The 12,541-nt window shown below is 49.1% G+C and carries 16 protein-coding genes; 8 read left to right on the forward strand and 8 right to left on the reverse strand.

What is annotated here, in order from left to right; translation table 11 throughout:
• Nucleotides 1-5 precede the first annotated feature (5 nt).
• Genes HYT76_07525 through HYT76_07535 form a run of 3 tightly spaced genes read left to right on the forward strand, consistent with a single transcriptional unit; the run spans nt 6 to nt 2,313 of the window.
• Nucleotides 6-581 (forward strand): TetR/AcrR family transcriptional regulator, encoded by a 576-nt coding sequence (locus HYT76_07525; GenBank protein MBI2083406.1) that lies wholly within the window; start codon nt 6-8, stop codon nt 579-581.
• A complete protein-coding gene (locus HYT76_07530; GenBank protein ID MBI2083407.1) occupies nt 578-1,354 on the forward strand; it encodes an electron transfer flavoprotein subunit beta/FixA family protein in 777 nt (258 codons plus the stop codon). The genes HYT76_07525 and HYT76_07530 overlap by 4 nt, the downstream gene beginning before the upstream one ends.
• Nucleotides 1,351-2,313: an electron transfer flavoprotein subunit alpha/FixB family protein gene (locus HYT76_07535; protein ID MBI2083408.1), complete on the forward strand. Its 963-nt coding sequence runs from the start codon at nt 1,351-1,353 to the stop codon at nt 2,311-2,313. Before HYT76_07530 ends, HYT76_07535 begins: the two co-directional genes overlap by 4 nt.
• Nucleotides 2,314-2,317: 4 nt before the next feature.
• Here the strand turns inward: HYT76_07535 and HYT76_07540 are convergent, their stop codons facing one another.
• Nucleotides 2,318-2,815, reverse strand: a complete 498-nt coding sequence (locus HYT76_07540) for a hypothetical protein (protein MBI2083409.1) — start codon at nt 2,813-2,815, stop codon at nt 2,318-2,320.
• 109 nt (nt 2,816-2,924) lie between these two features.
• Here HYT76_07540 and HYT76_07545 point away from each other — a divergent pair, with 109 nt between their 5' ends.
• Nucleotides 2,925-3,170 carry a hypothetical protein gene (locus HYT76_07545; protein MBI2083410.1) on the forward strand — a complete coding sequence of 82 codons (246 nt, stop codon included), beginning with the start codon at nt 2,925-2,927 and terminating at the stop codon, nt 3,168-3,170.
• A complete protein-coding gene (locus tag HYT76_07550; GenBank protein MBI2083411.1) occupies nt 3,167-3,517 on the forward strand; it encodes a type II toxin-antitoxin system PemK/MazF family toxin in 351 nt (116 codons plus the stop codon). Before HYT76_07545 ends, HYT76_07550 begins: the two co-directional genes overlap by 4 nt.
• Nucleotides 3,518-3,519: 2 nt before the next feature.
• Here HYT76_07550 and HYT76_07555 read toward each other — a convergent pair whose 3' ends face one another.
• From HYT76_07555 to HYT76_07565, 3 genes are all read right to left on the reverse strand, one after another.
• Complete coding sequence (locus tag HYT76_07555) at nt 3,520-4,503, reverse strand: NAD-dependent epimerase/dehydratase family protein (protein MBI2083412.1); 984 nt, start codon at nt 4,501-4,503, stop codon at nt 3,520-3,522.
• Nucleotides 4,500-4,859 carry a hypothetical protein gene (locus HYT76_07560; GenBank protein ID MBI2083413.1) on the reverse strand — a complete coding sequence of 120 codons (360 nt, stop codon included), beginning with the start codon at nt 4,857-4,859 and terminating at the stop codon, nt 4,500-4,502. Before HYT76_07560 ends, HYT76_07555 begins: the two co-directional genes overlap by 4 nt.
• Nucleotides 4,860-4,972: 113 nt before the next feature.
• On the reverse strand, nt 4,973-6,919 hold the full coding sequence (locus tag HYT76_07565) for a 4Fe-4S dicluster domain-containing protein (GenBank protein ID MBI2083414.1): 1,947 nt from the start codon (nt 6,917-6,919) through the stop codon (nt 4,973-4,975).
• A gap of 89 nt (nt 6,920-7,008) precedes the next feature.
• Between HYT76_07565 and rplM the strand changes: the two genes are divergently transcribed.
• From rplM to HYT76_07580, 3 genes are read left to right on the forward strand one after another with little or no spacing between them, the layout of a single operon-like run.
• Nucleotides 7,009-7,440 carry a 50S ribosomal protein L13 gene (gene rplM, locus HYT76_07570; GenBank protein ID MBI2083415.1) on the forward strand — a complete coding sequence of 144 codons (432 nt, stop codon included), beginning with the start codon at nt 7,009-7,011 and terminating at the stop codon, nt 7,438-7,440.
• Nucleotides 7,441-7,443: 3 nt separating this feature from the next.
• Nucleotides 7,444-7,848: a 30S ribosomal protein S9 gene (gene rpsI, locus HYT76_07575; GenBank protein MBI2083416.1), complete on the forward strand. Its 405-nt coding sequence runs from the start codon at nt 7,444-7,446 to the stop codon at nt 7,846-7,848.
• 4 nt (nt 7,849-7,852) lie between these two features.
• Nucleotides 7,853-8,872 (forward strand): N-acetyl-gamma-glutamyl-phosphate reductase, encoded by a 1,020-nt coding sequence (locus tag HYT76_07580; protein MBI2083417.1) that lies wholly within the window; start codon nt 7,853-7,855, stop codon nt 8,870-8,872.
• Here HYT76_07580 and HYT76_07585 read toward each other — a convergent pair.
• The 4 genes from HYT76_07585 to HYT76_07600 all read right to left on the reverse strand — a co-directional run bounded on the left by HYT76_07585 (nt 8,865) and on the right by HYT76_07600 (nt 12,462).
• Nucleotides 8,865-9,647 carry a nucleotidyl transferase AbiEii/AbiGii toxin family protein gene (locus HYT76_07585; GenBank protein ID MBI2083418.1) on the reverse strand — a complete coding sequence of 261 codons (783 nt, stop codon included), beginning with the start codon at nt 9,645-9,647 and terminating at the stop codon, nt 8,865-8,867. The genes HYT76_07580 and HYT76_07585 overlap by 8 nt on opposite strands.
• Entirely contained in the window at nt 9,620-10,054 is a 435-nt protein-coding gene (locus tag HYT76_07590; protein MBI2083419.1) for a hypothetical protein, read from the reverse strand. The genes HYT76_07585 and HYT76_07590 overlap by 28 nt, the downstream gene beginning before the upstream one ends.
• 134 nt (nt 10,055-10,188) lie before the next feature.
• Entirely contained in the window at nt 10,189-10,803 is a 615-nt protein-coding gene (locus tag HYT76_07595) for a hypothetical protein (GenBank protein ID MBI2083420.1), read from the reverse strand.
• Between the two features lie 63 nt (nt 10,804-10,866).
• Nucleotides 10,867-12,462 (reverse strand): DUF4215 domain-containing protein, encoded by a 1,596-nt coding sequence (locus tag HYT76_07600; protein ID MBI2083421.1) that lies wholly within the window; start codon nt 12,460-12,462, stop codon nt 10,867-10,869.
• Nucleotides 12,463-12,541 lie beyond the last annotated feature (79 nt).

A 12,541-nucleotide genomic window follows, 5' to 3' on the forward strand; every position in this document is an offset into this window, starting at 1 on the left:
TCGCCATGTCAAACAAGTCGGTCAGAATCATCGAGGCAGCGACCAAGGTTTTTGCCAAAAAAGGCTTTTATAACGCTACGATAGCGGATGTTGCCAAAACGGCGGAAGTGGCTGAGGGGACGATTTATCTTTATTTCAAAAACAAAGACGACCTGCTGATCTCGATCTTTGAACATTCGATCGATCTTTTTATTCAGGCGGTCAACAAGAAGCTCAAGGAAATAACCGACCCTAAAGAAAAATTGCGGCAATTCATCTGGGTCCACCTGAAGCTGGTCGAGGAAAACCCCAACCTGGCTCAGGTTCTTCAGATAGAACTCCGACAATCCTCCAAATTTATGGAGGAGTACCGTGGAGGTAAGTTCGCGGAATATCTTCATGTTGTCGAAGGAATCCTGATGGAGGGACAAGAAAAGGGGGTTTTTCGAAAAGATCTCAATACCCACCTTTTAAGACGAACCCTTTTCGGAGCGGTCGATGAGATGGCACTCGATTGGCTCTTGATGAAAAAGAAAAGATATAGTTTAGAAGAATGTGCGAGTCAGTTGAGCCAGATGTTTATCCAAGGAATGGTGGTATGAAAATAGGAGTCTTTGTCAAACAGGTCCCTGATACGGAAACCAAGATCCGAACAAAAGCGGATGGTTCAGGGATCGAAATCGATGGCGTAAAATTCATCGTGAATCCTTACGACGAATTCGCGATCGAAGAGGCGTTGAAGACAAAAGAAAAAGCAGGGGCTGCTGAGGTTGTCATTCTTTCTCTGGGACCAACACGAGTTGTCGAAGCCCTACGCTCAGGGCTTGCAATGGGGGCCGATCGGGCGATCCATATTGACGACAGTGGGATTGTGCTTGATTCTTTCGTCACCGCTAAAATCCTGGCGAAGACTGCGGAGACAGAAAAGTTTGATCTGATTTTCTGCGGCAAGCAGGCGATTGACGATGATGCCGCACAGGTTCCTCAAATGGTCGCTGAACTCCTGAATATTCCGCATGTCATGGTGATTGAAAAATTTGAAATGAATGCGGAAAAGAACGGGGTTGTTGTCCACCGTCGGATTGGCGGCGGGGCCAAGGAAGTCTATGATGTGAAACTTCCCGCAATTTTTGGTTGTGAAAAAGGATTGAACACCCCGCGTTATGCATCACTCCCCGGCATCATGAAGGCACGATCAAAGCCGGTAACCACCTTAAAGGCCTTGGAACTCATGGGGGATTCGAAACCAAGAACAGGAAATCGCAACTATCGTCTCCCCCCTGAACGACCGGCAGGGAAGATGCTTCAGGGAACACCAGAAGAGGTGGCAAAGGAGTTGGTAAGGTTGTTAAGAGAAGAGGCAAAAGTGATATGATCCTCGTACTTGGCGAACATTCAGAAGGGAAAATCAAGAAAACGACATTCGAGCTTGTCAGCAAGGCAACTGAGCTTGGACAGGCCTTGAATACAGAGGTTTCTGTCGCTCTCATTGGGAAAGGTATCGAGGGGGCTGAAGGGCTTGGCACTTACGGGGCACAGAAGGTCTACCACATCCCCACACTCGAAAAATATAACCCCGAGGGGATGACGAAGATTCTTCACACACTTGTCTCAGAATTGAAACCATCCATTGTCTTGGGAACGGCTAGCCCGATGGGGAAAGATCTTTTTCCACGGCTGGCACTAAGGACAGGGGCTGGTCTCACGACAGACTGTACCGGCCTTAAGGTAGACAATGGGAAGCTCGTCGCAACGCGACCAATCTTTGCGGGAAAGGCATTCATTGATGTCACGTACGAAACTGAAATTCAGATGGCGACGACACGACCAAATTCCTTCATGCTGAAAACTTTATCTCCGGATCAAAAGGCGCAGGTTATTGAGAAATCAATAGAGCCTGGTGAGATGAGGACAAATCTTGTCGAAATTGTTAAAGGGAAATCGGACCGCCCCGATCTCACGGAGGCCTCGATCATTGTCTCGGGGGGACGCGCGATGCAAAATTCTGAAAACTTCAAGATCCTCTGGGAATTGGCCGATACGATCGGTGCGACTGTCGGAGCCTCCCGTGCCGCCGTTGATTCCGGTTATGCCCCGCACGATATGCAGGTCGGCCAGACTGGCAAGACGGTCAACCCAAATCTTTATGTAGCCTGCGGGATTTCAGGGGCAATCCAACATCTCGCCGGCATGCGAACATCAAAAGTTATTGTCGCGATCAATAAAGACCCCGAGGCACCGATCTTCAAGAGGGCGACTTACGGAATCACCGGAGACCTCTTCCAGATCGTCCCACTCTTAACGCAGGAGTTTAAGAAAGTGTTGGCAGAGTAAGGCTCTACCTATTTTCCCAATCAATTGCGCACTGATTGTTCTCGAGTGAATCTCCAACTCTACGTATCCAAGGTTCTGATCCGGGGGAAGAAAAGATCTCAACCTGACATTCGCTCCCATCTCTTAAGGTCCAGAAACAGGAGATGTAACATTCATCAGACAAAATCATTCGTCGGTAAACAGATAATTCAATTCCGTGGGGAATAAACAAGGATGCGTGGGAGATGTTTTCTGCGGCATAATCGAGATTCGCAGCAACATTACATCCTGGTCGGGCGTCGTAGAAATCTTCCCTCGCCTGACATGCCTCTCGAGAATTATAAAAAAAGCCTGCCGTACACTGATCCCTCTGGTCCCCCGATAGCGTATCAAGGGTCTCATCATCAACATCCCAACAAGTCCCAGGCTCATTTGGACAACCAAGAAATGCAGCACCGAGTGCTGCCGTTAGAAGCCCTAGGGATCGACCGTCTACAAGACGGCTAAATGGTGATAGGTTCATATAAGACAACCTCCTTAGCTTCTTCATCGCTGAAATAGCAAAATGGGTTGTCAGAAAAGAAGCAATGATATTGACAATTATTAAACCAATTGTTAATCTAATTGTCATCATGAAGGCGGTCACGACGATTCAAATGACATTAGAGGAAGATCGCGAAATTGCACACCTTAAAGAGGAGCTCGGGCTCTCCAGCAAGAAAGAGGTTGTGCGAGAGGGACTTCGAGCCTTACAGGGAATCCTGAAAGATCACAAACGAAGGCGCCAACTCCGAAATGCCTCGCTTTCAGTCCGCAAACAGTCGGAAAGAACCAACCGGGAATGGTCCCTTCTTTCCCCTGCTCTAAAACTACCGTGAGAATCCGCCGTTGGGGAGTCTACCTTGTTGACCTCAATCCCAGAATCGGCACGAAACCGGGCAAGCTTCGTCCATGCGTTGTCGTTCAAGATGATACTCTGAATGAAATTAATCATCCTTCGACCGTCATCCTTCCGATAACCTCAAAAAATGTGACAAAAGAACATTACCCATTGAGGGTCTTTTTACCTGAAGGAGAAGGTGGGCTTGAAACTGATTCTATGGTTTTAGTTGATCAGTTTCTCGCTTGGGATAACGCACGATTCAAAAAACAGTTGGGAGATCTTTCAGGAGACAAACGAGAAGAGCTCGAATCAGCCTGTCGAGATTTTTTTGGTTGGCTATAAGTTTAAACCCACCCGTTCTCACGGTACCACTTCGCTGTCTCGTCAAACCCTTCTTTGAGGGGGTGTGCCGGTTCATAACCGAGAATCCGCCTCGCCTTTGAGATATCGAGTGTCCATCTCTTCTGGATAAAATTACTCATGTTAGCACGACCAAACGGCATCGAACGGCCAGTGATTAGAGTCAGAAGCTCTCCGACGATACCGAGAAGATAGACGATCGGCTTGATTAAACGAATTTTGATCACCTTCTTTTTCAGTGCACGAATCAAGAGATCTCCCATATCCTCCCATTCGTAGTCCCGACGATCACCGATAAAAAAGGTCTCTCCGTTCGAGTTTGGATTCTCTGCAGCAAGAATAAGACCGGTCACGACATCCTGAACATGTGCGATGTTGAGCTGCCTCCCCTTCTCCCCTGGCAAGATCAAGATGCCTCGCCGCACCATCTTAAAATATTTGAGAAGCTGTTCATCCCTCGGCCCATAAATCGCCGGTGGTCGGATGATTGTGATCGGAAACCGATCCTTATATTGCAAAGCGACCTTTTCCTCTTCGAGCTTGCTCCAACCATAATCAGTTACCGGATGGCACGAATCTTCTTCCGTCACGGGTCGATCATCTCGTGCCGGGCCGTGTGCGGCGACACTAGTGACAACAATAACTTTCTTGATCGCAGGATTGACCTTTAAGACCGTTTCGAGAAGATTTCGTGCCCCTTCGACATTGACCTGCTCATAAATCTCCCGACGCGGCGCCCGGATAATCCCTGCCGCATGGAAACAAACATCAACCCCTCGAAGCCCCTCCTCCATCCCTTTCCGGTCTCCGGTCACATCCCCATAAAATATTTTAACGTTCTTTCCCTGAAGCCAGCGGAGATTCGAACTCTTCCGGGCCAGCACATGAACTTCCCATCCCTTTTCCAGGAGACGATCAACGAGGTGACTCCCAAGAAATCCGGTCGCACCGGTAATGAAGGCCTTCATTTAAAAACCTTCGTGGGGCCGTAACTGCGCCGAAATAATTTACTCTGTGAATGTGAACTCTGAACCGTCTGACGGCAATCGTCATGGATCTTGTAATAATCGGCACAGGTCAGGCAGAGCCATTTGGCGACAAGGCTCTGATTGCGATGTTCATAGTACTCGACATCCGGCGAGCTTTTTTTGCAGGCCTCACACTCCGTACGAAGATGGTGATGATGCTTTCCCTCAATAAAACCAGGTTTTTTGTCTCCGCTAGGTCTTCCTCTCTTTGGTGATTCTTGATTGGTCAGCTCCTCAACTTTTTTCTTGCTGACCAGCCCCGCCTTAATCATCGCCTGTTGAAGTGTTGTGGTCATATTATTGGGGGGCGACTTCGTCGACTTCCCCCCCACGCCCCCCGCAGGGATTCGCTCGCGCGAAGTGAATTCGACGCTCGCTCATGACAGAGGTTATACATAATGAGGTCGATTTACAGACTGTCGGCGAGAATTTCAACCACATCCTTTGTCTGGATCTTCTCCTCGACATGTTTATCCCGCGTCGCATCACGAAGCATCGTGATACAAAACGGACAAGCGCTCGCAATGATGTTCGGATTGGCCACCTGAAGGTCTTCGAGACGCTGATGATTGACCCGCTTCCCAACCCGCTCCTCCATCCACATCCGCCCTCCCCCCGCGCCACAGCAACGACCGTTGTCACGTGACTGTTCGACCTCCACAATCTCCGCTGCAGGGATTGATTTCAAGATCTCGCGTGGGGCATCGTAGATATTATTGTAACGCCCGAGATAACAGGAATCATGATAAACAACCTTCCTGAAAAGTGGGCGCACCGGCGTCAACTTCTGCTCTCGAATCAACTCAGCAATAAAATCAGTGTGATGAACGACCTCATAGTTTCCACCAAATTGGGGGTATTCGTTTTTGATCGTGTTGAAACAATGAGGACAGGCGGTGATCACCTTCTTGAACTGATATCTGGCCATTGTCTCAATATTTTTCTTCGCTAGCATCTGATAAAGGTACTCATTCCCAATCCGTCGTGCCGGATCACCGGTGCAGACCTCATCCTTTCCCAAGATCGCGAAATCAACCTTCGCCTTTTGCAATATTTTCACAAGGGCTGTCGCGATCTTCTTATTCCGATCATCAAAAGAACCGGCGCATCCGACAAAATAAAGATATTCCGCCTTCGGATGTTCCGCGAGCGTTCTGACACCAAGCTCCCGACACCAATCAGCACGGGAATCAGAACCGATCCCCCAAGGATTAAAATTAGTTTCCATGTTGCGGAAGGTCGTCTGCACCTCGGTCGGCATCACCCCTTGAGTCAGGACCATATGCCGTCTGGTTCCGACGATCCGATCGACAAACTCGATCCCGACCGGACAGGCCTCCTCACAGGCCCGGCAGGTGGTGCAGGACCAAAAAACTTCTGGATTGATAACATCAGGGGACAAAAGTGGGGCGGGTCCTGTCTGTCTATTTCTTAGATGCTCCCTCTCATCAATATTCAGCTGCTTCGGATTCAGAATTTTACCGGTATCGGTCGCGGGACAGACCGAGGAGCATCGACCACATTCCGTACAGGTCGCAATATCAAGGGTGTCCTTCCACGAGAGATCCTTGAGTGTCCCCATCCCGAATGAGGTCGCCTTTTCATCTTCCAGATTGAGATTGCGAAGTTGACCTAGGGGGGTTGTTCGCATGAAAAAAACATTCGGCAGGAAAGTGAGGATATGAAAATGCTTTCCATAGGGGAGAAAATTCAAGAACCAGAGGATCAAGATGATATGGAAGAAATAGAAAAAGTTGTGGGTGTATCCCAACCACAAATCAGGAAGCCCAAAGGCAAGAAAGAGATTCGCCACAATCCCCGAAACCGGCGCCCATTGGAGATTATCCATCCCCTCCCGTGCCAGTGTGGCACCGTCTATCAGGAAATCACTGATCATCAAAAGCGCGATCATCGCCAAGATCCGGAGCCCCTCAGCCGAAAGAGTGAGCCGCTTCGGTTTCACGACAATCCGACGATAGGCGGCATAACCAACCGCAAAAAGGACCATCAATTCAAAAACATTGAGACTCAGTGTATAAATCCGGCCAGGAAGTGAAGAGAGAAAGGTCGAACCAAAAGACTCATCAAAGCCAATCCCAAAAAGAATGATCGTCCGAAGGGAGATCACCAAAAACCCCCAGAAAATAATCGCATGCATCAGCCCCGCCTTGAAGTCGCGCCGAAGCATCTTGGACTGGCCAAAGGCGATGACGATCAAGTTTTTGAGCCGTTGTTTGTAGTCGTTGAATCGAGGGTCAGGTTGGGCCGACCGTAAAACCTTCCACCAGCGGGAAAGGGTATACCCGAAAAAGCCTAAGGCGAATAAAATCAAAATCCCGACTGGAATTGGGAACATAGATGATCCCCTCTAGCAATCACTGAAACAAAACTTCAATAAAAAACCGCTTGAAATCTCCTTTGTTTTCCAATAGGTATGGCGGCCTCATGCAGAAAACGACATTAGCAAATAAGGCCACGATTGCAAGGAATTGGGTTGTCGTCGACCTGAAGGACAAGATCCTTGGTCGAGCGGCGACGAAGATCGCCAATATCCTGCGTGGAAAAACCAAGGCAATTTACACACCTCATGAGGATACGGGCGATTTTGTGATCGCGATCAACGCCGCCCAGGTGAGGCTCACCGGAAATAAATGGAAACAAAAGAAATACTACCACCATAGCGGGTACCAGGGGGGGATTAAAGAGTTCACTGCAGAGAAACTCCTCGCCAGAGATCCGAGGAGATTGATCCAACGTGCCGTCCATGGGATGCTCCCAAAAAATAAAACCAACGAGCATCTGATGAAAAAGCTCCGTGTCTATGCTGGAGCCGAGCATCCTCATCAGGCACAGCAACCAAAACAGGTCGAGGTCTAAAAAATGGCAACAGCAAAAGCCCCAAGTCGTTATTCCTCCATCGGAAAGAGAAAGACCTCTATTGCGCGGATATGGCTCAAGCCGGGTGAGGGGCAAATCGAAATCAATGGCCGCCCGAGCAACAACTATTTTGGTCGAGAGGCATTGAGGATCATTATCCATCAGCCATTTGAGGTCACAGGAACTGTTGGAAAATTCAATGTCTCTGCCAACCTCATAGGCGGTGGGCTTAGCGGACAAGCCGATGCACTGAAACATGCCATCTCGAGGGCACTACTCTCTGTCAATTCAGACTACCGCAAACCACTTCGAAAGGCAGGGTTCCTGACACGAGATCCGCGAGAAGTGGAACGAAAGAAGTATGGGCATCGTGGGGCACGGCGTCGCTCACAATACTCCAAACGATAATATAATGACTATCAAAGCAGGCATTGTCGGAGCCACTGGCTACACCGGTGAGGAGCTCCTGCGTCTCCTTTCCCGTCATCCTGAGGTCCAGATCACTTTGGCAACCTCAACAAGCCAACCCGGGGAAAAAGTTTCCGAGATCTTTCCCGACTTGAAGACGCTTGACCTCATCTTCGAGACACTCCATGACGAGACGATCGGAGAGAAATGTTCGGTCCTTTTTTCCTGTCTCCCCCATTCCGAATCGATGCAGCATGTTCCCAACTGGTTAAGACAAGGGATAAAGGTCATCGATCTCTCTGCCGATTTTCGTTATCGAACCCCTCAAGCTTATGAAAAATCGTATGGAAGGCATACCTCCCCCGACCTTCTCGCCAAGGCGGTTTATGGTCTTCCCGAGATCTATCGAGAAAAAATCAAAAAGGCGTCACTCATCGGAAATCCAGGCTGCTATCCAACCTCTGCCCTTCTGGGACTTATTCCTCTCCTCAAAAACAAAATGATCTCGGAAGAAGGGATCATCATCGATTCGAAGTCGGGGATGAGCGGTGCTGGACGGTCAAAGGTCGAAGGGGGGTTGCGGGAGGATGTGCAAGATTCCTTCTACGCCTATAGTCTCGAGAAACACCGTCACGCCTCCGAAATCGAGCAGGAGATTTCACTCATTGCCGGAAAAGAGGTCTCTATCCGATTCACCCCTCACCTGCTTCCGATCGATCGAGGGATCCTTTCCACCATCTACGCAAGACCTAAGTGGAAATGTGACACCAAAAAACTCCTCAAAACATTTCAAGATTTTTATAAAGGAGAACCGTTTGTCCAGGTCCTGCCCGAAGGGAAATTCCCGAAGATCAAAGAGACAACGAAGACAAATAATATCCAGATCGGCGCCTTCTATGATGATCACAGCAAACTCGTCGTCATCATCACCGCCCTCGACAACCTCATGAAGGGGGCCTCCTCCCAGGCAGTGCAAAATATGAATCTGATCTGTGGATTTGAGGAAACGACGGGGCTTATCTGATTCTCTTCTGATCCTTAACTGCATCGGCCAACGCCTTGGTCTCCCGAGAAGGTGGTTGGCCCTGTTCATAATCGAGAAGCGCACGAATCAATTTCTTTTGAAGATCGACAATCCTCCGATAGGCCTCGCCGACCGCAGGGCTTGAATCGTCCAGCAAGAAATGACACGATTCCTGGCGTAAAGTGGCTCCCTGCAAACTGATCAGCATCCCTTCGACATTCATTCCGCCATCAACCAGAGTTCCCTTTTCAACAATCTCATCGATGTCAATCATTCCGACTTGATCAAAACACCAGGCGAGGTCGTACAGATCCTTTTCAGAACAACGGCTCAACAGGCAGGCAGCCTTCATGGCAAAAATACTGGGCAAGTCGGCGACAAACACACCATCATCACTCCTTATCGCTCGTCCTACACGATGTAAATTTTCATCCAGTACAACATCCACGGTAAATGCGTGCCCCTTGAGCTGCAGATGTCCTTTATAGAAATTTGGGGTCGATTTCTCCTTTTCAAAAATGACCCCGAGCTTTTTGAGACCTTTGACGGCAAGTACGGTTGCACGATGGGTATCGGAGTCGATGGCAAATAAATCCAGATCATCCGATCGCCGATGCTCGGCGTAATATCCAGCCAAGGCGGTTCCACCGACCAGCCAGAGTCCTTCAGGGACATCCGAAAAGATCTGTTTCAAGACCTGCCGAAGAGGAGCTGGAGTCACTTTTTCAGAAATGGTCTCCCTCGGCTTTATCTCTTCGAGGCGTAGAGCGGCCATAGGACCTCCAACTGTTTTCTGCGAATCGGCTGAATAAATTTCTTATATCGATCAAAAAGGGCGATCACTTTTTTACCGACCACACGAGAGGATTCGTAAAATCCAATCTGTTGAACCAGACGAGCCAAGGCAGGTGGGCGCTTCTGGACAAGCGCCTGAACAAAACCCTCCATAGAGGGGTAAAGCCGGTCCCATAAAAATTCAGTTTGATAGGGAGCTAAATCGGCCACCGGTTTAACCAAGCTTTCGACCGGCACACCCAAGCCAGAGGCCAACTGAAACAGAGTCCGGCTTTCAACATTCACCCACCCTTCCCGATTCACCTCCCGAAACCACTTCGTCACTGCCGCTCGAGAAACCCCCGCCAATCTGGCAACATCAGCCTTATGGTACGAGTTATTGTTCATTAAATTTTTAAGTACTTGTAAATACATATTATTTATAAATATTTGTTAATTATAGTAAATTATTATTCGGGAGAGATCAAGGCTAAAAAAGCGCAAAAATGGAATGATCCAAAAGGTGCACGGTTACTTTCTGGTCAGAGTCCCAACAATTGCTCGATCTCACTGTCGAGAGAGGAATCTTTTCTGGGTGGTGGAGGGGGAACTACTTTTTTCTTCCCCGCGAGTAGGAGCGCCCCTTCAAATACAGGTTTTTTAAGAAATCGCTCTCGATTGAGGTCATCTCTCAGAAGTAGGACATCCTGAATACCATCGCCTGTCAGATCCCCCACAAAAATATGTTCGCCATAGAAAAACGAATATTCCGGAAGGGTAATGGTTGCAAAAGGCTCTGTCACCCAATTCTGATCATCTCTATCCGGACGACATAGAATCCCAGAGTGGAAATGAATCGTCGTCTGGATGTATCGACCAAGGATCTGTCTTATCCCCGCCGGATTAACCTGTTCGAGCCGAAGATAGATATCCTCGCGCTCTGAGTCACGATCGATGTCTCGTTCGATATGATAGGTAGAGGTCGTTCTTAGGGCCTCACTATCCAGAATTGTTTTTTTCGCATGAAGCCCAACCGGTTCTGCAGTCTTGTAGAGGCCACCCGCATCTCTAATTCTTGACAGATCCTGTTCTGTTAATGGCCTTGCCGACTCAAAAGTAACCGTCTCTGTATAGCGACAGTGGTATTGGTAACCCATGATAAGCCTCCTCTTCTCACCTATTTCAAAACTCACTAACAGGATGTTGACAGACTGCTAAGATTATCGAACGAGAAGGGTACAACCTCCTCCTGATGTTGTGGGACTCGCAGAAGGATCAGTTGCTGGAGTTTCCGCAGTACTCGTTCCGCCTGGAGTTGTCGAACCACTACCAGCCCCCCCAGATGAACCACCACCTTCGACAGTCGACGCCTCCTTCTTACAAGAGCTATCACATCCATCCCCATTTGTTGTATTACTGTCGTCACACTCCTCATTTGGGCCAATGATCCCATCGCTACACTTTGCAAGCTGGCAGGAGTTCGTGCAAGAATCAGTAGCGACAGTGTTTGCATCGTCGCATCCCTCACCGGGACCTACAATTTCGTCGCCGCACCGGGCGTTCTGACAAGAGTTAGTGCAGGAATCGGTGTTAGTCGTATTTCCATCGTCACACTCCTCAGCCGCTCCGCTCTGAACGATGGAGTCCCCACAACCGACCTCGAGGGCACCTATGTCACACCGGGCAGTTCCATTGGCATCTCCATCCTTTGGCCGCAGAAAACCTCTCTGATCCGTGGAGGCACATACGCTGTTCCCCTGGGTTGCAGTACTCCCAGCATCAACTGCAGGACTACCTGATTGAAGTGTGTGCGTTCTTCCAAAACCTCCATTTCCGGCTAAAGGAGACAGCTTGGGATCTATAGGACTCGTCGCAGAACCAATGAGATTTATGTCGGGGAAGGAAGGGGAACAAGCATCACCAATCCCTATGAGACTGTAAATAGTACTGACAATGCGCACGCAATCAGGTGCGAAGGTCACACTGCCCGCATCTCCGTTATCCTTATCCGTATTACCCGCAACGATCGTGTTGTTCAGATTGATCCGGCTCCCTTGAGAGGCCCCATAAATTCCACCCCCATCCCCAACGTTATTCGCAGGATAATCATTATCAGCCGTATTATTCGTAACCGTCGCATGGTTGAGTGTGATCACGCCACCCCCGTAGAAGATACCACCTCCATCCCGATCGGCGGTGTTACCGCTGATCGTGCTGTTGGTGACGATCATGTTTCCCTGTTCAATATAAATACCCCCTCCATCTGTCCCTGCACTGTTCCCAGTGATTGTCACCCCCGTGAGTGAGGTCGTTCCTTCATTAAAAATCCCTCCCCCCGGCCCACTGCCAGCAGAGTTAGACTCAATCGAAGCATCTGCCAGATTCAAAGTATCCCCCGATCCAACGTAGATCCCTCCCCCCTCCAGTCCGCCGCTATCAGCGCCCTTTATGACGAGGCGTGACATGGTAACTGTCTGATCGTTTCCAGGGCTGTCGATAACGAAAACGCTTGCTGTTCTATTTGCGTCAACCGTCACAACGGTTGACTCAGGTCCCTCAACGCTGATTCCTTCGGTTATTGCGGGGAGCGCACTTTGAAGCGTTATCGTCGCCGCCGAAACCGAACCGAGGGCAAAACTGATTGTGTCGCTTCCCGAAGTGGAATTGGCATCCGTCAGGGCCTGTCGCAACGATCCCTCCCCCGAATCATTTATGTTCGTTACGGCGAAGGTTGCGGCTCGTGATGAAACTGGCACGAGCAAAAAGGCTAAGGTCAAGAGGATCGCGACGCTGGCAACGTAATTTTTAGTCTTCATGAAAACTCCTTTTTTAATTTCCAAGTTCAAATTGATTATCGTAATTGTGATTGTGACGTTGTGAAAATCAGACTGAAAT

It is taken from the genome of Deltaproteobacteria bacterium, assembly GCA_016180845.1.
In the GTDB taxonomy this organism is placed as follows: Bacteria; UBA10199; UBA10199; order JACPAL01; family JACPAL01; genus JACPAK01.

Coding starts and splice junctions, on each gene's coding strand:
- HYT76_07525 (MBI2083406.1), top strand. CDS start 6: ATGTCAAACAAGTCGGTCAGAATCATCGAGGCAGCGACCAAGGTTTTT.
- HYT76_07530 (MBI2083407.1), top strand. CDS start 578: ATGAAAATAGGAGTCTTTGTCAAACAGGTCCCTGATACGGAAACCAAG.
- HYT76_07535 (MBI2083408.1), top strand. CDS start 1,351: ATGATCCTCGTACTTGGCGAACATTCAGAAGGGAAAATCAAGAAAACG.
- HYT76_07540 (MBI2083409.1), bottom strand. CDS start 2,815: ATGAACCTATCACCATTTAGCCGTCTTGTAGACGGTCGATCCCTAGGG.
- HYT76_07545 (MBI2083410.1), top strand. CDS start 2,925: ATGAAGGCGGTCACGACGATTCAAATGACATTAGAGGAAGATCGCGAA.
- HYT76_07555 (MBI2083412.1), bottom strand. CDS start 4,503: ATGAAGGCCTTCATTACCGGTGCGACCGGATTTCTTGGGAGTCACCTC.
- HYT76_07560 (MBI2083413.1), bottom strand. CDS start 4,859: ATGACCACAACACTTCAACAGGCGATGATTAAGGCGGGGCTGGTCAGC.
- HYT76_07565 (MBI2083414.1), bottom strand. CDS start 6,919: ATGTTCCCAATTCCAGTCGGGATTTTGATTTTATTCGCCTTAGGCTTT.
- rplM (MBI2083415.1), top strand. CDS start 7,009: ATGCAGAAAACGACATTAGCAAATAAGGCCACGATTGCAAGGAATTGG.
- rpsI (MBI2083416.1), top strand. CDS start 7,444: ATGGCAACAGCAAAAGCCCCAAGTCGTTATTCCTCCATCGGAAAGAGA.
- HYT76_07580 (MBI2083417.1), top strand. CDS start 7,853: ATGACTATCAAAGCAGGCATTGTCGGAGCCACTGGCTACACCGGTGAG.
- HYT76_07585 (MBI2083418.1), bottom strand. CDS start 9,647: ATGGCCGCTCTACGCCTCGAAGAGATAAAGCCGAGGGAGACCATTTCT.
- HYT76_07590 (MBI2083419.1), bottom strand. CDS start 10,054: ATGAACAATAACTCGTACCATAAGGCTGATGTTGCCAGATTGGCGGGG.
- HYT76_07595 (MBI2083420.1), bottom strand. CDS start 10,803: ATGGGTTACCAATACCACTGTCGCTATACAGAGACGGTTACTTTTGAG.
- HYT76_07600 (MBI2083421.1), bottom strand. CDS start 12,462: ATGAAGACTAAAAATTACGTTGCCAGCGTCGCGATCCTCTTGACCTTA.